At 33.3% G+C, this 20,255-nt stretch carries 18 protein-coding genes; 16 read left to right on the top strand and 2 right to left on the bottom strand.

The window, feature by feature from the left end; translation table 11 throughout:
• The 15 genes from RWM02_RS05345 (at nucleotide 1) to RWM02_RS05275 (ending at nucleotide 17,283) form a co-directional block, all read left to right on the top strand.
• On the top strand, nucleotides 1–1,137 hold the full coding sequence (locus tag RWM02_RS05345; protein ID WP_314069780.1) for a LegC family aminotransferase: 1,137 nt from the start codon (nucleotides 1–3) through the stop codon (nucleotides 1,135–1,137).
• Nucleotides 1,134–1,709 carry a PglD-related sugar-binding protein gene (locus RWM02_RS05340; protein WP_314069777.1) on the top strand — a complete coding sequence of 192 codons (576 nt, stop codon included), beginning with the start codon at nucleotides 1,134–1,136 and terminating at the stop codon, nucleotides 1,707–1,709. The genes RWM02_RS05345 and RWM02_RS05340 overlap by 4 nt, the downstream gene beginning before the upstream one ends.
• On the top strand, nucleotides 1,706–2,506 hold the full coding sequence (locus RWM02_RS05335; RefSeq protein ID WP_314069774.1) for a glycosyltransferase: 801 nt from the start codon (nucleotides 1,706–1,708) through the stop codon (nucleotides 2,504–2,506). Before RWM02_RS05340 ends, RWM02_RS05335 begins: the two co-directional genes overlap by 4 nt.
• A gap of 12 nt (nucleotides 2,507–2,518) precedes the next feature.
• Nucleotides 2,519–3,580 (top strand): N-acetylneuraminate synthase family protein, encoded by a 1,062-nt coding sequence (locus RWM02_RS05330; RefSeq protein ID WP_314069772.1) that lies wholly within the window; start codon nucleotides 2,519–2,521, stop codon nucleotides 3,578–3,580.
• A gap of 2 nt (nucleotides 3,581–3,582) precedes the next feature.
• The gene (locus RWM02_RS05325) at nucleotides 3,583–4,272 is read left to right on the top strand and encodes an acylneuraminate cytidylyltransferase family protein (RefSeq protein ID WP_314069769.1); all 690 of its coding nucleotides are present in this window, start codon (nucleotides 3,583–3,585) and stop codon (nucleotides 4,270–4,272) included.
• Nucleotides 4,265–5,338: an acyltransferase family protein gene (locus RWM02_RS05320; protein ID WP_314069766.1), complete on the top strand. Its 1,074-nt coding sequence runs from the start codon at nucleotides 4,265–4,267 to the stop codon at nucleotides 5,336–5,338. Before RWM02_RS05325 ends, RWM02_RS05320 begins: the two co-directional genes overlap by 8 nt.
• On the top strand, nucleotides 5,335–6,366 hold the full coding sequence (locus tag RWM02_RS05315; RefSeq protein WP_314069763.1) for a nucleotidyltransferase family protein: 1,032 nt from the start codon (nucleotides 5,335–5,337) through the stop codon (nucleotides 6,364–6,366). Before RWM02_RS05320 ends, RWM02_RS05315 begins: the two co-directional genes overlap by 4 nt.
• Nucleotides 6,350–7,564: a hypothetical protein gene (locus RWM02_RS05310; RefSeq protein ID WP_314069760.1), complete on the top strand. Its 1,215-nt coding sequence runs from the start codon at nucleotides 6,350–6,352 to the stop codon at nucleotides 7,562–7,564. Before RWM02_RS05315 ends, RWM02_RS05310 begins: the two co-directional genes overlap by 17 nt.
• A gap of 23 nt (nucleotides 7,565–7,587) precedes the next feature.
• The gene (locus RWM02_RS05305) at nucleotides 7,588–8,709 is read left to right on the top strand and encodes a hypothetical protein (RefSeq protein ID WP_314069758.1); all 1,122 of its coding nucleotides are present in this window, start codon (nucleotides 7,588–7,590) and stop codon (nucleotides 8,707–8,709) included.
• Entirely contained in the window at nucleotides 8,696–10,003 is a 1,308-nt protein-coding gene (locus RWM02_RS05300) for an O-antigen polymerase (RefSeq protein WP_314069757.1), read from the top strand. Before RWM02_RS05305 ends, RWM02_RS05300 begins: the two co-directional genes overlap by 14 nt.
• 170 nt (nucleotides 10,004–10,173) lie before the next feature.
• Nucleotides 10,174–11,316, top strand: coding sequence for an N-acetyl sugar amidotransferase (locus tag RWM02_RS05295; RefSeq protein WP_314069755.1), 1,143 nt, complete (start codon nucleotides 10,174–10,176; stop codon nucleotides 11,314–11,316).
• Nucleotides 11,313–12,446 carry a Gfo/Idh/MocA family protein gene (locus tag RWM02_RS05290; RefSeq protein ID WP_314069752.1) on the top strand — a complete coding sequence of 378 codons (1,134 nt, stop codon included), beginning with the start codon at nucleotides 11,313–11,315 and terminating at the stop codon, nucleotides 12,444–12,446. Before RWM02_RS05295 ends, RWM02_RS05290 begins: the two co-directional genes overlap by 4 nt.
• Nucleotides 12,421–14,562 (top strand): bi-domain-containing oxidoreductase, encoded by a 2,142-nt coding sequence (locus tag RWM02_RS05285; RefSeq protein WP_314069749.1) that lies wholly within the window; start codon nucleotides 12,421–12,423, stop codon nucleotides 14,560–14,562. The genes RWM02_RS05290 and RWM02_RS05285 overlap by 26 nt, the downstream gene beginning before the upstream one ends.
• A gap of 145 nt (nucleotides 14,563–14,707) precedes the next feature.
• Complete coding sequence (locus RWM02_RS05280; RefSeq protein WP_314069746.1) at nucleotides 14,708–16,078, top strand: alginate lyase family protein; 1,371 nt, start codon at nucleotides 14,708–14,710, stop codon at nucleotides 16,076–16,078.
• Nucleotides 16,075–17,283: a glycosyltransferase family 4 protein gene (locus tag RWM02_RS05275; protein WP_314069744.1), complete on the top strand. Its 1,209-nt coding sequence runs from the start codon at nucleotides 16,075–16,077 to the stop codon at nucleotides 17,281–17,283. The genes RWM02_RS05280 and RWM02_RS05275 overlap by 4 nt, the downstream gene beginning before the upstream one ends.
• A 3-nt stretch (nucleotides 17,284–17,286) precedes the next feature.
• Here the strand turns inward: RWM02_RS05275 and RWM02_RS05270 are convergent, their stop codons facing one another.
• Nucleotides 17,287–18,021: a sugar transferase gene (locus RWM02_RS05270; protein ID WP_314069741.1), complete on the bottom strand. Its 735-nt coding sequence runs from the start codon at nucleotides 18,019–18,021 to the stop codon at nucleotides 17,287–17,289.
• A gap of 284 nt (nucleotides 18,022–18,305) precedes the next feature.
• Here RWM02_RS05270 and RWM02_RS05265 point away from each other — a divergent pair, with 284 nt between their 5' ends.
• Nucleotides 18,306–19,517, top strand: a complete 1,212-nt coding sequence (locus RWM02_RS05265) for a Wzz/FepE/Etk N-terminal domain-containing protein (protein WP_314069739.1) — start codon at nucleotides 18,306–18,308, stop codon at nucleotides 19,515–19,517.
• Nucleotides 19,518–19,544: 27 nt separating this feature from the next.
• Here the strand turns inward: RWM02_RS05265 and RWM02_RS05260 are convergent.
• Nucleotides 19,545–20,255: cysteine ABC transporter substrate-binding protein (locus RWM02_RS05260; RefSeq protein ID WP_314069736.1), on the bottom strand; the 711-nt coding region annotated here is incomplete at its 5' end.

Genomic DNA, 20,255 nt, shown 5'->3' with positions numbered 1-20,255 from the left:
ATGCAAGAGATAATAGACTTTATAAGAAAAACATTTAATACCGACAAATTTATACCTCTTCACGAGCCTAGATTTATAGGAAATGAAAAAAAATATCTAAATGACTGCATAGAATCTACTTTTGTATCAAGCGTAGGGCAGTACGTGGACAGATTTGAGAAGGATTTTGCAAAAATAGTCGGTAGTAAATACGCCGTGGCTACCGTAAACGGCACGTCTGCACTTCACATATCTTTGATCTTGGCGGGCGTAAAAAGAGACGATGAGGTTATAACTCAACCGATTACGTTTGTGGCAACTTGCAATGCGATATCCTACATAGGCGCAAGGCCTGTATTTGTGGATGTAGATTTGGACACCATGGGGCTTAGTCCGCAAGCTTTGAAAAATTTTCTAGAGGTAAATTGCGAAATCATAGATAGTAAGTGCATAAATAAGACTACGAGCAGACGGGTGAAAGCCTGCGTTCCGATGCACACTTTCGGCCATCCTTGCAAAATAGACGAAATAAAAGAAATTTGCGATGCGTGGCATATAGTATTGGTGGAGGATGCAGCAGAGAGTCTTGGTAGTTATTACAAAGGTAAGCATACCGGGACTTTTGGGAAAGTCGGAGCTTTTTCTTTTAACGGCAATAAAATAGTTACGAGCGGAGGCGGCGGAGCAATAGTAACCGATGATGAAAATTTAGCAAAAAGAGCAAAGCATATTACCACTACTGCCAAAATACCACACGCTTACGAATACGTGCATGATGAAGCGGCGTATAACTATCGCCTTCCAAATTTAAACACCGCTTTGCTTATAGCGCAGCTTGAGCAACTCGATAAATTTTTAATATCAAAAAGAGATTTGGCCGACAAATATAAAGAATTCTTTGCTAATAAAAATATAAAATTTGTAGAAGAGCCAAAAAATGCGAAATCAAATTACTGGCTGCAAGCTATTGTTTTTGGTGACGTTGTGCAAAGAGATGATTTTTTGGAATTTTCAAATAAAAATGGCGTGATGACAAGACCGATTTGGCGCTTAATGAATGAGCTTGATATGTATAGAAATTGCCAAAAGGCAAATTTGGAAAACGCAAAATTTTTAGAGCAAAGAGTCGTTAATATCCCTAGTTCGGTGATACTATGAAAGAAAAGATAGTTCTAATCGGCGGCGGCGGTCACTGCAAAAGCGTAATAGACGTAGTAGAGCAAGAAAACAAATACGAGATAATAGGCGTTATAGACACAAAAGAAAATATCGGTAAAAGAGTTTTAGGCTATCAAATTATCGGTTGCGATAATGACTTGAGTGAAGTTTTTAAAATTTGCAAAAATGCGGTCATCTCTATGGGGCACATAAAATCAAATGCTTTAAGAGTAAGTCTTTTTGTGAAAGCAAAAAAAATAGGTTTTAATATGCCTGTTATCATATCTCCCCTAGCTTATGTATCAAGATATTCTAAGATAGGAGAAGGAAGTGTAGTTTTTCATCATGCGCTTATAAATTCAAATGTTGAAGTAGGAAAAAATTGCATAATTAATACAAAAGCACTAATAGAGCATGATAGTATTGTAGGAGATAATTGCCATATTTCGACTGCCAGCGTGATAAACGGCGGGGTGGTAGTAAAAGAAAATACGTTTTTTGGAAGTAATTCTGTCTCAAAAGAATATGTGGAAATAGGTGGTTTTATAAAGGCGGGAGGTTTGGTAAAATGAGAACAGCAGTTCTAACAACTGTTTTCCCTGCGAACAGGCTATATTTAATTGATTTTTTTAATTCACTCAAAGAACAAACATATAAAAATTTTGATATTGTAGTTGTAAATGATGGTTTTGATGGTTTCGAAGACATTGCAAGAAAATATAGTAAAGAATTAAGCATTGTTGAGCTTAAATATTCAAATACTCCTGCTAAAAATAGGGAGTGGGGAATAAATTATTGTATAGAAAAAGGTTATGACATATTAGTTTTTGGAGATAGTGATGATTATTTTGCTAAAAACCGTATAGAAAAATCACTCGAATTGCTTGAAGATAACGATATTGTCGTAAATGACTTAAGTCTTTTTGATGAGACTGGTATTTATGATGAAGGATATTTGTCGAATAGGGTTAGAAACAGGCAAATTATTGATTTTGAATTTATAAAAGACAAAAATATATTTGGTCTTTCGAATAGCGCAATGGGGCTAAAGTGTTTGGATAAAATACTAATAGATGAAAATATACTTGCTGTTGATTGGTATATATTTTCGCATATGTTGCTTGATGACAAAAAAGCAATTTTTACAAATGAAACAGTTAGCTATTATAGGCAGTATGAAAAAAACATGGTTGGACTTGGACAATTAACAGAAGTAGTTTTTCAAAAATTTTTATATGTAAAAAGAAAACACTATGAAAGTTTAAAGCAAGTTTATCCTAAATATATTTTTGAGCTAGAAAAATTGAATGATATTGGGTTTGCTGATTTGAGGCATATAAATTATCCGCTTTGGTGGGAGTTGATTTAAAGGAATATTGGTATGAAAGTAAATTTAACAAAAGCAAAATATGTTTACAATTTTTGTAAACCATATATAATAGCTGAATTGGGTTCCAACCACAATGGTGATATGGAGTTGGCCAAAAGGCTTATTATGCAGGCTAAAGAATCTGGCGCAGACTGTGTTAAATTTCAGAGCTGGTCTAAAGATACAATATTTAGTAGAAAAAAATATGAAGATAATTATTTTATAGCCGATGATTATAGAAATAGAACAGATTATACTCTTGAAGAAATAGTAGATGCTTATGCTATAAGCGAAGAAGAGCTTTTGGAAATGAAAAAATTTGCAGATGAAATAGGCATTGACTGCACATCTACGCCGTTTAGTAAAAAAGAGGCTGATTTCTTAATGGATAAATTAAACTCACCGTTTATAAAAGTTGCCTCTATGGATTTAAACAATTACCCATTTTTGGAATATTTGGCTAAAAAAAATAGACCTATGGTTCTGGCAACCGGACTTAGTGAGCTTTATGAGATTGATAAGGCTATAAAAACCATAGAAAATACTGGAAACAAAAATATTGTAATATTACATTGTGTTTCAACTTATCCCCCAAAGGATAGTGATGTAAATTTAAATAATATAACAACACTTATGAAAGCTTATCCTGATTACCCGATAGGCTTTTCGGATCATACTTTGGGAACCGCCATACCTTTAGCATCTGTGGCTTTGGGGGCTTGCTTGATAGAGAAGCATTTTACATTGGATAAAAATATGGAGGGTTGGGATCATAAAGTTTCAGCCAATAAGGATGAAATGAAAATTATAGTTGAGGGTTCAAAAAGAATAAATGAAGCCATGGGATCCTTTAGGATTACTGCCACGGAAACAGATGAAAAAAAGCAAGAATTTAGAAGAAGCATAGTTTTAGCAAGAGATATGAAAAAAGGTGATGTTATAAAATATACTGATATAGACTATAAAAGACCAGGAACTGGAATAAAGCCGGAAATGACTGATTTTGTGATAGGAAGAGTGCTAAATAAAGATCTAAAATATGATCATATATTAAGCAAAGAGGATATTGTTTAATCATGATAGCCATAGTTCCAGCACGGGGTGGCTCAAAAGGGTTGCCCGGTAAAAACATCAAAGATTTGCTTGGGAAACCAATGATCGCGTATACTATAGAAGAGGCTTTAAAGTCAAAGAATATTAGCGAAGTTATAGTTTCTACAGACTACAAAGAAATAGAAAGTGTTGCTATAAAGTACGGGGCTAAAAGTTACTTTCTAAGACCTGATCACTTAGCTAGTGATCATGCAAAAGCTATTGATAATTATATATATACAATCGATAGATTAAACGAATGTTTTGGCTATGATATTAAAAATTTCGTAGTACTCCAACCCACATCTCCGATGAGAACGGTAGAGGATATAGATGGTGCGATTAAGCTTTTTAAGGACAAAAATGCAGATAGCGTGATTAGCTATACTGAAGAATACCATCCTGTTGAGTGGCATAAATATATTACAAAGGATGGAAAATTTGAAAATATATTTAATGAAAATCTTTTAAATCGTCAAGAAATTAGAAAAAGTTATTTTCCAAATGGTGCGATATTTGTTTTTGATTACAACTTGATAAAGCAAAAAAAATACTATAGTAATAATTCATATGCCTATGTAATGCCAAGGAATCGATCTATAGATGTAGACACATTGGAGGATTTTAGGTATATAGAATTTTTATTGCAAGAAAAAAAGATTATTAATGTATGAGGAGAATTTAAATTATTTTAGGGGTTTTTTTGCTACATTGGTAGTTTTTGCCCATACGTATCAAATATTATTATTGCCTTTATTTTATAGTGAGACTAGCGTTGTTTTGGGTATGGTTCAATTCATAGCTGCGTATTCTGTTGTGGGTTTTATTCTAATTTCTGGATACTCTATAGCCTCGAGTTTACATTTAAATTATTTAAAGAATAATAAAAAAATAGATATTGGTGAATTTGCAAGAAAAAGAATAAATAGAATTATGCCTCCATTTTTGTTGAGTATATTGGTTGTATTTTGCATACAATATTTTTCTTTAAACGGGAGCGAATATTGGCTGCCAGAATCCAAATATGTAGCTAGAGATCAAGCAAGATATGATTGGGAGTTGATATTTTATAATTTTCTTTTTTTAAATAGCTTTATCCCAAGCATAAACAGCATAACTATGAACGGACCGCTATGGTCGTTAAATTTTGAAGTTTATTTTTATGTACTGCTGGCAACTATTTCATTATTTCTTATTAATTATAATTTAAATAATTCTAAGAGAAATATATCTATTGTTATCTTTGCTGTTATTGTATACTTTCAGTTGCATTTTCACAATAAGCAATTTCTGTATTTAATGATAGTATTTTTTATTGGTGTGCTATCATATTATATTAGATATTCTAAAAAATATAATATTTATACTCTAAAAAAAATACTGTTTATAGTGTTGATATTTTTATTTGGATTACTGCTCTTTAGGGCTAATTATTTTAAGCCTTATACAAGTTCGGGCTACAGAACAATGATCGTAGTTTCACTTACTATGGTTTTGTTTTATTCTATCTATTTGTCAAAAACAAGTTTATATCTAAAAGATTTTTTTTATACTATATCAAAGTATTCCTATACCTTATATGTTATTCATTTTCCATTATTATTATTATCGATATTTCATGAAACTATTTATGAATATAATATTTTATGGATATTGTTTCTATTAATATCTGGAAATTTTGTAATTTTTAAATTTAGTAAGTATTGTAGTTATTTGGTAGAAAGGAAGAATTATAGATGAATAATGTATTAATACTTAGTGATAAAATAAATTTTAATGATGCAATTAGACTGCTCGATCTGAATGGAAATGGTGTGTTGCCTGTAGTTGATAAAAATCAAAAACTACTAGGTATCATAACGGATGGAGATATAAGAAAGGCTATTTTAAATAATAGTTTGGATCTAGAGCGTATTATAAATAAAAATCCCTACAAGCTTCATATAAACTCTTCAAAAAACCAGGTGATTACCTATATGAAGCAGATTCGCAGAAGACACATGCCACTCGTTGATGACCAAGATAGATTTGTTAAAATAGTTGCTCTTGATGATATAGATTTTAGTTTAAAGCCAAATTGGGTTGTAATTATGGCTGGTGGGTTGGGTACTAGACTGGGCGATCTCACAAAAGATACTCCTAAGCCCATGTTAAAAGTAGGAACTAAGCCTATGATGCAACATATTATTGACATGTTTGTATCCTATGGGTTTACAAAATTTATGTTGAGCGTAAATTACAAGGCTGATGTAATAAAGGAATATTTTGGAGATGGTAGTAAATTTGGTATAGAGATAAAATATCTTGAAGAGAAGAAGCGACTTGGTACGGGAGGTGCTTTGAGCTTGATTGATATGGAGTTAAATGAGTCTTTTTTTGTAACAAATGGAGATGTTTTATCATTATTAGACTATGATGCGCTTTTATTATACCATAATGAACAAAATGCCATAGCCACTATGTGTATAAGAAGGGATAGTCATCAGATACCTTATGGGGTAGTCGAGATAGATAATCAAAACACCATAGAAGCAATGAAAGAAAAGCCTATAATGGAATTTTTTATAAATACTGGCATATATGTTTTAAATCCCGAAGTTTTGAATTATGTACCAAAAGATAAGTTTTTTGATCTGCCTAGCTTGTTTGATATTGTAAGAAATGCTGGTAAAATAACGAAAGGTTTTGAAATTACAGACTATTGGATAGATATGGGACTACCTGCTGATTATGAAAAAATAAAGGGATTATATGAGCTCTGGAAGTAAGTGTTTAGTGTTTTATAGTAGAAACAAAGAGGAAAATGATCTGACTTTAAAATTTGCAAAAGATTATTTTAAGTCAGATCAATATTTTACAATATCAGACTATCCTATTTGTGATTTTTATATAGATTTAAATAAGTATGAGATTTGTGATTTGACTACAGATGATTGGCGAATTATAGAAGAATATATTAATTTTACTGAAATTATTATTAAAGATAGACTACTTAGAAATATAGAATTTCTAAAGGCTAAAGAGCTTATTTTAAAGGTCGCAAAATCTTCCATAGAGATACTTTCGAAGAATAGTTTTAAGTATTTAATAGTTCATCCAGTTGATAATTATGTTATGGATGTATTGATTAGAATTGCAAAGTTTTATGAATGTGTTATCTCTGGTATTTCTTCTTTTTTTATAGGTGGTTATAAGAGAGTAACTGTTTATGGAGAATTTAATATTTTTAGAGAGGTGACAAATGAAGAAATTGTTCTATTGAAGGAAAAATTAACAGGTGATTTTAAGTCCCATATGGCCATTCTAAAAAGTAAGGCCGTTTATAGTGGCTTGCTATATTATTTTAAATATAAAATAAAGTATATTATTTTTTATCTTATAAGGCACAAGCTATTTGGAGACTACAAGTATGACTATGCTAGCACACCGTATTCTGCCACCATTGATAAATTTGGCAAGCTATTTCCTTTTTCTTTTTTTAGGAACAATATAGCTATTGCTGAAAAATCTATCTATATCCCAATGCACTACCATCCAGAAGCAACCATAGAGTATTGGTCTGACGATATTAAAAATGTTGATTATGTTACATCTCTAGTAGAAGCTGTTAGGTATTTTTCTGATAATGGATGGAGTGTATACCTAAAAGAACACCCCGCTATGTGCTTTAGACAAGATATAAATTTATACAAAAAACTTAATTCTATAAAAAATGTAGTCATACTTGACCCTTTTATGAAAACATCGGATGTTATGAAAACATTTGATAATTTTCTTGTGTGGACTGGCAGCACTGGTATAGAAGCATTAGTTAATGGAAAAAATGTTTATTTTGCTAGTTCGAATTATTACTATGATAAAAGAACAAATAATAAATATGAAAAAGTTTATCTTGAAAAAGAAGAGGATAAAGATGAGCTTATAAAAAAAGTACTGTCGAATACTATAAGGTGGACTAGCGATTGAAGCTAATTTTTTATAGGTACCTTATGTATTCTTTTTTGGCCATTGAGGTGCTGGTATTGCCAGCGTTTATTGAGAAGGAATTATATTCAATTTTTGAGTATTATAAATTTATTATATTTTCATCGCCATTCCTTATGCTTGGCGTTTCGTCTGGCTTTTTGTATTGCAATTATAACTTGAAAAGCAATTATTTTAATGAATTGGTTATTTTTGGCACCATCTATGCTTTGATAGTTGTGGTGCCAATTGCATGGGTTTATTTTGACAATATACTATTTGTTGTTTTGTGTTTCTTGATGGTATTAAGTGTATTTATGGAGCAAAAACTTCAAACTCAAAAGATGTTTGTATTGGCACTTGGGCTCAAGCCGCTTATTTCTATCTTTTTGGTTATTTCTGTTGCCATATTTTATGTTGGTGGATACGATGGAAAAACAATAAATACTTTATTTTTCTCAATGATATTGGCGTTTCTATTGTGGTTATTAATTGCCTATAATAAGCTAGAATTGTATAAAAGTAATAATGTAGATATAAAAAAATATTTCATAATGCTAAAAAAAGGTTTTCCAATTAATGCTGGAACTATCTTGATTATGCTTTTTTTCTTTTGCGATAGATTTATAGCTAAGGAGTATTATAGTGCAGATTTGGCAACTTACTCATTGGCATACAACTTGATACAATTTATTATTCTTGCTTTATCGACACTAGCTTATACCAATGTCGTCGATATAGGCGAAAGAGGGCATGATGTAAATTTTATTTTTTTTAAAAATAAATTAATATATAATTATAAGATATTTTTGATACTGTTAATTTTGTTTGTATTTTTTATTTTTGGTATATCAAGTATGTATAATTTTGACAACATAGCTTGCTATTCTTTGGTTATGGCTATTTTACTGGGTAATTATTTCACAATAAATACAATATCTTCTATTGCGCTTTATCTCGATTTTTTTAAAAAAATTGTATGGGCTATGTTTTCCCTTTTTTTATTTAATATAGCTTTATCATATTTATTTGTGAGATTTGAATTAGAATATATATACTTTTTGATAAAAACTGGAGTATTGCTTAACTTTTCTGCATTATATTTTATGTGGCTATTAATAGGAAGATTGAGGAATGAAAATAAATAAGAAACTATTATATCCACTATACTTCTTTGTATTTATTTGGTTGTCGTATATTTGTATCAGAAATTTGTTTATTAGTTGGCAACCGCTGAGTGAAGTAACTATTTTTGTTGTATTGTTTTTTGTTTGTTTTGTGGTGTTTTGTTATATGATATCTATAATTTTATTTACAACTAGGCAAAAACTTAAAAGAGTATATAATGCGCCAAATTTTAGCATAAATAAAATATATTATTTTTTATTGTTTATTTCAATATTTTATATAATTATTGCAACTACTAGGTTTTTAATAGAGCTAGATAGTTTGAATATCAGTCTCAATTATGCGTCTGCATCTATTGAGCTTAGAGAAAAAACAATGAATGGAAGTATTGTTTCTGGGACTCCGCTTGGTATTTTGGTCACATCTTTATCTGGCTTTCATATATTACTTTTAATGTTTTCAATGTGGGAGCATGATAGGTTATCTATTGTGCAGTTAAATTTGGCTAGATTTATTTTTGTCGTTGGGGATATTACTTTTTTGTTTGGCGGTGGTCGAAATTCAATTTTTGTCTCATTTATCATGATACTTTTGTGTTTTTATTTTATAAGGTTTGCCAATGCTAGAAAAATTGCTATAAACAAAATAGGTATATTTGTGTGCGCTATTTTAATTATGATAGTATTTTTGTATATTTTTATTGCAAGAGATGAATATAATGGAATTAGCATGATTGATAGGATTAAATTAAACGAATATTTTTATAAGATAAAATTTAGTGACTTTTGGGTGAATTTAATATACTCGGAAAGTAAAATCATCAGTACTGCATCATATTTTATTTTATATCTTGTATTTTATCTGACGCACTCATTGTATATTCTAGATTTGGGATTGGTTTCTAATTTGCCACCAAACGCTTACTATTTTGGATCTATGGAATTTTATCCTATAGTAATGATATTAAACAAGCTCGGATTTAACATCATTACTATAGGTGATATTTTAGAAGAGTGGGAGCTGGGCGGAAACTACGCAACCCTATTGCTGCCATTGTATTATGATTTTGGACCAATTGGAGCTTTGGTAATTGTGGCAATTTTGGTGTTGCTGTTTGTATACAATACTATTCTGTTACTAAGAAATAAGAATTTTATTAGTTGCGTTGCTTTGGCTATAATAAGTTCCGTGTTTATTTTTTCTCCAATATATTCTTTTTTTTCATTGGGGATATTTTTGCCAATATTTTTTTCATTCGTGATTTTGTATTTTATTTTTAAGTTTTTAAACATTAAATTAAGCAACTGTTGTTGAGTAGGCGGTAGTGTGCATGATAAAAGAGTAATTTATGATAAAATTGTTATAATGCTTCTGTCAAATTGGAGCGATGGTCAGGATAAAATATATATTGTTAATTTTACTAAATACTAATAAGGGTCATTATATTTGATAATGGCAGTAATATTATAAAAAGGAAAGATGGAGTGAAAAATAGAGAATATCAAATTTGCACAAATTGCATAATGGATACTACTGATGAAAAAATAGTCTTTGATCAAAATGGAGAGTGCGATCATTGTAGAAATTTTAAAAGTAATATATTGCCCGAATGGAATTATGGTAAGGGTAGGCTCGATGCTTTAATGCGTATTGCAGAAAAAATAAAAAGAAATAACAAAAATAATGATTTTGACTGTATAATAGGACTTAGTGGAGGATTGGATAGCTCGTATACTGCTTATGTTGCAAAAGAAATAATGGGGCTAAGGCCGCTCTTGCTCCATGTGAACGCTGGGTGGAATATGAAGCAAGCGGAGGAAAATATAGCAAGAATGGTTAAGGGGCTTGGCTTGAAGCTTCATACGGAGACAATTGATTGGGATGAAATGAGAGATCTTCAGGTTGCTTTTTTGAAATCGCAGATCAGAGACCAAGATATGCCTCAAGATATTGCATTTTTCTCAACTTTATATAAGTTTGCGAGAAAAAATAATATTAAGTATATATTGACGGGCGGTAATTATTCTACTGAATGTTGCAAGGAGCCTCAAGAATGGGGAGCCTATCCAGGCATAGATTCTACACTAATAAGAGACATACACAGTAAATTTGGCAAGATTAAATTAAAGAAATTTCCAATTATAGATATTCTTACCTATAAAATTTTTTATAGATATATGCTTGGAATGCAGGTGGTAAAGCCGTTGGATTTTATACCATTTGTGAAAAAAGACGCTGAAGCCAAACTTTATGATTTATATGGATTTGAAAAATTTCAGCATAAACACCATGATTCTAGATTTACACGATTTTATGAGGATTTTTGGTTACCAAAAAAACATAATATTGAAAAGAGGCGGGCGCATTTTTCAAGCCTGATTATGACTGGTCAAATGACGAGAGAAGAGGCTCTTGGCCGCATATCAAGAAGTGAATTGCCAGAGGATATATTATTGCAAGAATTTGAATTTGTTGCCAAAAAATTAAATCTAACAAGTGATGAATTGTGGCAAATATATAAGGGGGATAATAGAACATATTTGGATTATAAAAGTAAAATAAATATTATTAATTTTGGTGCTAAAGTTATGCAATATTTTGGATTAGAAAAAAGACTATATAGATGATCTTAAGACTCAAAAAAGTATTTAGATATATTTGCATTTATGGTATTGAAAGAACACTTTTTAAGATTTTTGGCAGATTGAGGGTATTGAATATTTTTTTGCCAACTTTGAGAGTTAAAAACATTGGACTAATTGGTTGTGGGCAATTTGGTTTTGCTACAATTGGCTATTTTGTTTTTAAAAAAGCTCCAAGTTTGTTTTTAGCGGCATACGATATCAATAAAAACAATCAAGTCTCTTTTGAAAAATTTTACAATCTGGAACATACTCCGGATATTAAATATATTTTTTCTAACCCTAAAATAGCTATTGTATATATAGCTTCAAATCACTTTAGTCACACAACATACGCAATAGAGGCGATAAAAAATAATAAAATTGTTTATTTAGAGAAGCCAATATCTGTTACTCATTCGCAACTAAAAGATCTCGTAAGGTGCGTATCGACACATAATGTAAGTATTTATGCTGGCTATAATAGGCCTTTTTCTGGTGCAATTATGGATTTAAAAAAAGCAATAAAGATATTCGAAAAAAAGCCAATAACTTTATCTTGTTTTATATCTGGGCATTTTATAGATAAAAATCATTGGTATAGGGAGCCACAAGAGGGCACTAGGATATGTGGCAATGTTGGGCATTGGATAGATTTGGCGATTCATATATTTTGTTGGAGACGGTTGCCAAGAAAATATATTATATCAATAGCTTATAGTAATGCAGATGAATTTGATGACAATATAGCGATAACCATAACAACTGAGTTAAATGATCTTATTTCTATTGTTCTTACTGCAAGAAGTGACCCATTTGAGGGCATAAATGAAACGATAAATTTTCAATATGATCAAACAATTGCCAAGATAGATGATTTTAGGTTAATGACTATTTGGCAAAAAGAAAAATTAATTAAAAAGAAATATAGACCAAAAGATGTGGGGCATAAAAATGCCATATTGCAACCATTTGCCATAAATGACTATAAGAGAGAGTGGAATGAAATCGAGATTTCTACGCTACTGATGTTATTTATAAAGGATATGGTTATTGATAGGGAAGTGAGCGGAGTATTTGACTTAGATAGCGAATGGAGTAAAATAGTAGATGAAGCAACTAATACAATCATTTAAAACGGGCGAGCTTGGGCTTTTTGACGTACCGGCTCCAATATGCGACAAAAACGGTGCCCTGATTAAAACAAACGTAAGTCTTGTGAGTGCCGGAACTGAAAAAATGCTGGTTGATTTTGCTAAAAAATCAATGCTAGCAAAAGCAAAAGATAGACCGGATTTGGTAAAGCAGGTATTGGATAAGATGAAAAAAGAGGGCGTGAAAAACACCCTCGAAAAGGTTTTTACAAGGCTTGATACGCCGATACCGCTTGGGTATAGTTTGGCTGGCGAGGTAGTGCAAGTCGGAGAAAATTTAAGCGGACTAAATGTAGGCGACAGGGTGGCTTGCGGAGGTGCCGGATATGCAAACCACGCTGAAATAAACTACGTGCCTAAAAATTTGATGGTAAAAATACCGGATAAGGTAGACGATATAGATGCTTCTTTCGTAACTGTAGGCGCGATAGCTTTGCAAGGCATTAGGCAAACGGCTCCGTTAATAGGCGAAAAAGTGGCGGTTATAGGGCTTGGCCTCATAGGTCAGCTTACGGTTCAGCTTTTAAAGGCGAACGGCTGCAAGGTTATAGGTAGCGATATAGATCAAGATAAGTTAAATTTGGCCAAAAAAATAGGATGCGACGAGGTTTGCCATGCTTCTGATTTGATAGCTAAGACTAGCGAATTCACAAATGGTTATGGCGCTGATGCAGTTATCATAACGGCTTCCACATCTTCAAACCAGCCTATTATCGATGCGGCCGAGATAAGCCGCATGAGGGGCAGGGTGGTGCTGGTCGGCTTGGTCGGAATGGATGTTCCTAGAAATAGCTATTATAAAAAAGAACTCGATATAAAGTTATCCATGGCATATGGGCCGGGCAGGTACGATCCTGATTATGAAGAAAAGGGGCTTGATTATCCTTATGATTTGGTCAGATTTACGGAGCAAAGAAATTTTGAGGCATTTTTGGGACTCATCGAAGACGGTAAAATAACCCCAAAAGAGCTTATTACGCACTCATATGACTTTGACGACGCCATGACTGCTTATGATTTGCTAGAAGGCAGAATAAAGGAAAAATATTTAGGCATTATCTTAAACTATAAAAATGAGATAAATTTAGATGATCACAAAGTGGTTAAAAGAAGCGATAAAATCGTATCTCAAGACAAGCTAAATATAGGGCTTATCGGTGCCGGGAATTTCACTAAGTCCGTCATTTTGCCTAATTTAAAAAAGATTAGCGACATAGAGCTTGTAGGGCTTTGCACTGCGACCGGAGTGAGTGCTGAAGGTACCGGCAAGAAGTATGATTTTAAATATATTACGACCAATAGCGATGAAATTTTTAAAAATAGCGAGATAAACAGCGTATTTATAACAACCAGGCACAACGAGCATTTTTTTAAAGTTATGCGGGCGATTGAGGCAAAAAAGCACTGCTTTGTAGAAAAACCGCTTTGCATACGCGAAAGCGAGCTTGAAAAAATAAAAGAGGCCTATCGTAGCGAGAGTATTTTGCAGGTCGGCTTTAACAGGCGCTTTGCTCCGATGATAAGAAAAATGAAAGAGCAGATAAAAGGTCAGGTGGCGATAAACTATAGAATAAATGCAGGCGTTATACCAAGAGGAATTTGGATACAAGATGCCGATATAGGCGGCGGTAGAATAGTGGGTGAAGTTTGCCATTTTATAGACGCTTGTAGTTTTTTGATGGGCAGCGCAGTACAAAGCGTTCACGCAACTAGTTTAAGTAAAAATGACCACTCCATACCAGATGAAGATAACGTAAGCATAACTTTAAAATACCAAAATGGAAGCATTGCTACGATAAGCTACTATGCATATGGCGATAGCGCTATGCCAAAAGAGCATATAGAGCTATTTGGTAACGGCTTTAGTATGCAGCTTAATGATTTTAGAGAGCTTAAAGTATATAGACGAGGCAAAACTACGACCGAAAAAAGTTCAAATCAGGATAAGGGTTTTGTCGGGGAATTTGTTGCATTTAAAGAATCGGTAAAAAACGGCCAAAACGCCATAGAATTTGAAAGTATTTATAATACGACAAAAACGACCTTTAAGATATTAGAATCCTTGAGGACAAACGGTTTGGTCGTCGTAGATGGATAAAATTTTTAGGCTTTTAAATACGGTAAAATATCTAAAATTTATTCAGGTATATTATAGATTATTTTATTTTTTAAGAGCTAAATTTAGAAAGACTACCGGATTTAAGTACCAGCTTGTAAGACCGTCAAAAGCCGTGAAGCTTAATTTGCGAGAGAGCATTAAAAATACCGATTTTGCTGACGGTTCTAAATTTTGTTTTTTAAATTTAGACCATGATTTTAAAGATAAAATCGACTGGAATTTTAGTAGCTACGGCAAGCTTTGGACTTATAATCTTAACTATTTTGAATTTTTAAATCAAAAAGACGATGTGCGCTTGATATACGATTTTATAGGAAAAATTCCTTTTGCAAAGGACGGTTTGGAGCCGTTTCCTATAAGCTTGCGCGCCATGAAATGGATAAAATTTCTAACAAAATACGACATAAACGATAGCGCCATAAATGATAGCCTCTATGCTCAGTACTACATTTTGCTCGACAACTTAGAGTATCATCTGCTTGGGAATCACTTGCTGGAAAATGGTTTTAGCCTTATTTTTGGAGGGTATTATTTTAATGACGATAACTTAAAAAATATAGGCAAAAAGATACTTTATGACGAACTGAACGAGCAAATTTTATCAGACGGCGCTCATTTCGAGTTAAGCCCTATGTATCATCAGCTTATGCTTTTTAGGCTTCTTGATGTTATAAATTTGATACAAAATAACGGCGAAGATTTTGTTTTTTTAAATTTTTTAAAAGAAAAAGCTATTTTGATGTTGGGCTACTTAAAGGCTATCACTTATAAAAACGGCGATATACCAATGCTAAACGATAGCACAAGCGGTATTGCTCCGACCTCAAGCGATCTTTTCTTATATGCTAAAAATTTAGGTATTGATAAATTTGAGGCGTCTAGCTTTGCTAGCGGATATAAAAAAGTAAGCAGGGGTAGATATGAGTGCGTTTTGGATGTTGCAGACGTAAAAGCTAGCTATATAGCAGGGCATACGCATGCAGATACGTTTTCTTTTGAAATTTATATTGACGGCAAGCCTTTTATTGTGGATTGTGGCATTAGTACCTACGAAAACAATCAAAGAAGGGCGTATGAAAAAAGTACCCGCGCCCATAATACCATAGAGATAAATTCTTGTAGCAGTAGCGATACGTGGGGTTCTTTTAGGCTTGCAAATAGAGCTAAAATAGTAAATATGAAGACGGGCGACAATTTTGTTAGCGTAACGCATGACGGATATAAAAAATTTGGAATTTTACATACCAGAAGCTGGAAATTTGATGAAAATCTCATAACTATAAATGACGGATTAAATAAGAATACGCAGGCTGTTTCAAGGCTGCATTTTCACCCAAGTATCACAAAAGAAGAGATATTTAAATACATAAATTTAGAAGACAAAGATTTTCAGATAAAAGAATGCATGTATGCGCTAGGATACAATAAGCTTCAAAGCGCATTTGTTTTGGAGATCTGCTTTGCGAAAGAACTAGAATTAAAGATAGCTATATGAAAATTTTATTTATAACCGATAACTTTCCTCCCGAGGTCAATGCTCCGGCAACCAGGACGTACGAGCATATAAAAGAATGGATAAAGGATGAGAGCGTAGAGGTGACCGTGCTTACGTGCTTTCCGAATTTTCCTCACGGTAAAGTTTATAATGGATACAAAAATAAGCTATATCAAAGAGAAAAATTTGACGGCATAGACGTGATCAGGGTGTGGAGCTATATGAGTAAAAATGAGGGCTTTGTAAAGAGGGTGCTTGATTATATTAGCTTTGCTTTTATGGCTTTTTTTGTCGGACTTTTTCAGAAATTTGACGTAATAGTCGCTACGTCTCCGCAGTTTTTTACTACTTGGGCGGGATGCGGCTTGGCAAAAATCAAAAGAAGACCCTGGGTTTTTGAGCTTAGGGATCTTTGGCCTGAGTCGATTAAAACTGTGGGTGCCATGAAGCAGGGTAAAATAATAGAAATTTTAGAAAAAATCGAACTTGGTCTATATAAAAGCTCAAATTTGGTGATTGCGGTTACTGAGGCCTTTAGACAAAATTTGATAGCAAGGGGAATGGATGGCAATAAAATAAAAGTTATAACTAACGGTTCAAATTTGGATCTTTTTGTCCCCAGAGACAAGGATAGAGAGCTTTTAAATCAACTTGGGTTAAAAGATAAATTTATCGTAGGCTACATAGGCACTCACGGCATGGCGCATAGCTTGGATTTCATAATAACGACTATCTCAAAAATAAAAGATGAGAAATTTCACTTTTTATTTGTGGGGGGCGGCGCGGTAAAAGAAAAAATAGTTAATCTTGCCGCCGATTTTGGCCTAAAAAATGTAACATTTTTGGACTCGGTGTCAAAAGATGAGGTACCAAGATTTTTATCGATTTGTGACGCAATGCTTGCGCCCTTAAAAAAAGACGATAATTTTAAAACCGTAATTCCGTCTAAAATTTTTGAAGCAAGCGCCATGCAAAGACCCGTCTTGTTGGGCGTAGAAGGACAGGCTAAAGAAATTTTAGAAGCATATGGCGCAGGGGCGTGCTTTGAGCCTGAAAATGAGAAGGATTTTTTAGAAAAGTTAAATATTTTAACAGACGTTGATTTTTATAATGAATGTAAGGCTGGTTGCTTAAGGCTTGCAAGCGACTATGATAGAAAAAAGTTAGCTAAAACTATGCTTGAGATTTTAAAAACCTTGTCTTAAAAGCTAAAGCCCTTTTTTGCCGACCACTACTAAAATCGTTTTTGTTATGGTTTTTAGCTCAAGCCATAAGGACCAATGCTTTATATAATAAAGATCATACATTAGTTTTTGCTTGGTATCATAAATATTTGATCCATATGGGTAATTTACCTGCGCCCAGCCTGTTATGCCCGGCCTAACCAAATGCCGTTCATTGTAGTACGGGATCTCTTTCTCGTAGTTTTTGACTAGTATATCCCATTCTGCCCTAGGCCCGATTAGGTGCATATCTCCTTTTAGGATATTTTTATATTGCGGTATCTCATCTATCCTGGTTTTTCGCATAAATCTACCAAATTTAAAAACTCTATCATCGTCTTCGCTCGTATAAGGATTGTGGTATGAATTTTCATGCATTGTACGGAATTTATAGCATTTAAAAGTTTTTGCATTTAGTCCGACCCTATTTTGTATGAAGTATAATGAGCCGGGAGATTCTACGGATAATTTATGGTTTATAAAAAATTTAGCAAAAAAATGCACTAAAAATAAAATACTCACGCCGGTATAGTCTATTATTTTTTTTAGGCAAAACTCAAATTTGTTGTAGGGCCTTATATCGGCTAAAAATTTTAGATCGGAGTTGTCGTCCGGTATGTAGCATTTGTATAGAAATTTTTCTAAAAAATTTTCTATGGTTATTATTTGGATTTTTCTCTTTTGTAGGCGAAATTGAAGTAAGGTGAGATATTTTATCATTTTGGGGTCTACATAGACTTTTGTGTTTATTACCAAATATTTATAAAAACTTTGCTTTAATAGACTTTCTATATCTTTTCTCACTTCTCTGGAGTCTCTATTTTTGTATTTTATAGAATCTATCTTTTTAAATTTTTTATTAACCTTAATAAACTCCAAGTCGTCGAAATGATATTTTTCTCCAAGAATTATTAAAGACAAAGTCACCCTTTAAACACAGTAGAAATTTAATTACTATTTTAGTATAATATATCTTAAATATATACTAATTAGCGAGGATGAAAATGCAATCAGAAAATTTGAATGACGAGATAGATTTGTTTGAGTTGGCTAAGAAGATGTGGGGTTATAAAAAGTTTATTTTTTTGGTTGCCGGCACTACTTCATTAATGGCTGTATTGTATGCTTCCGTAACTACTCCTTGGTATAAAGTTGCCGCACTAGTTGAAACTGGATACTATAAAAATGACAAAGGTGAAGAGGTTTTATTGGCCAATACCGCAGAAGTTGTACAAAAATTAACCGTAAAATATATTAATTTACAAAAAGATGTCGAGGGGGTTGAGTATAGAGTACAAAAAATATCTGAAGAGAAAAATAATAAAAAATTTCTAAATATAGAAGTTGTTGCTGTATCAAACGATATTGCCAAAGAGCAGGTGAATAAAATAGTGGGCGATCTGGCTGATGAGCATCGTAGTATTCTTGATGCATTTTTAGAAACCAAGAGGGTTCAGCTTGCAAATATTGATCGTCAAATAAATTTTCTAAAAAATAATACGGTAGTTGCAAAAGAACAGCAGATGGAATATTTAAAGTCTATACAAATTCCGCGTATAGACAGGCAAATAACATATATGCGCGAGGTTACCATACCTGAAGCAAAACGAAACATATCCGTGATAGATAATATAAACATACCATCTGTAGAAACAAATATCGCACTAAACAAACAAAGGCTAAAGGCGTATGAGGCCAAACTTGAAGAACTTCAAGCAAATAAAAATATAAAGATGGGCGAAAATTTAATACTTAAACAAATGCTGGAGCAGGGTTTTTATAGTCAAATTACAAATTTGGAACAAAGCATAATATCTCTTGAGCAACAAAAAGAGGTGTTGCTGACGCAAACCAAACCTAATGCACAAGATAGATTGGATAGGCTCGCTAGTGTAGAGCTAGAGAATATGCAGGCTGAAAAGGATACTATAATAAACGATAGGTTGCCGACACTACAAAGAGAGCTGGTAAATTTACAAATAGAGGAGCTAAATAAACTCTTGGACCAAAGATCTCTCGTTGAGCTTTCGCTTAATCCCTATAACTATCAAAATACTCAAATAGTTTCCGATATAGTCGTATCAAGAAACCCAGTTAAGCCAAAAAAGGCAATTATTATAGCGATCGCATTTTTGTCAAGCTTGATGCTTTCAATTTTTGGAGTTCTTGTTTATGATTCTATAAAAAATAGGATAAATAAAGAAAAAGAAATTTAAAATAGAGGGCTAAGTTGCCCTCTATTTTTACAGCTTCCCGCCTTCAATGACGAGAGATTCCGGATTTACGCTATCGCCGTAGATCGGTTTTAGTGTAGCGTCGTAGTTTTTGTGGAAGAAATTTTCCTTGCCTAGTTCTACGATCTCGTTATTTAGCCACTCAAGCAGCGCTTTGTTGCCTTTTTTAACCGCAGGCGCTATTACGTCCACGTCGCCTAGAGCTTCGATACCGACGGTAAAGCCTAGATTTTCCTTAGCCCACGCAAAAAGCAGTGCATTATCGTGCGCTAGCGCCGCGCCTCTTTTATCGACCAGAGCGGCGAAGGTTTCTGTGTTTTGGTCGTATTTTATAAGCTCGATGTCAGGGTGATTTTTCGTGAAATACGCATCCGCGGTCGTGCCTTTATTGACGATTAGTTTTTTGCCTTTTAGCTCGTCCACGCTTTTTATGACCGCGCCGTCCGGGCTAACTACGCCAAGCGACACCTTCATATACGGAAGCGCGAAATCAACGACTCTGGCGCGCTCGGGGGTTTTGGTGAAATTTGCCAAAGTGATGTCGACCTTGTCCGCGACTAGCACTTCTACGCGGCCCGCCGCCTCTACGAGTTCAAATTTAACCTTGCTCTCGTCGCCTAGCAGATCCTTTGCGATGCGTTTGGCGAAGTATATGTCGTAGCCTTGGTTTTTGCCCTCTTTATCGACGTAGCCAAACGGCGGTTTGTCGCTAAAAACGCC

Origin of the sequence: Campylobacter showae, from assembly GCF_963515975.1 — a bacterium.
Taxonomy (GTDB): domain Bacteria; phylum Campylobacterota; class Campylobacteria; order Campylobacterales; family Campylobacteraceae; genus Campylobacter_A; species Campylobacter_A showae_F.
This window is presented reverse-complemented; position numbering and strand designations above follow the sequence as displayed.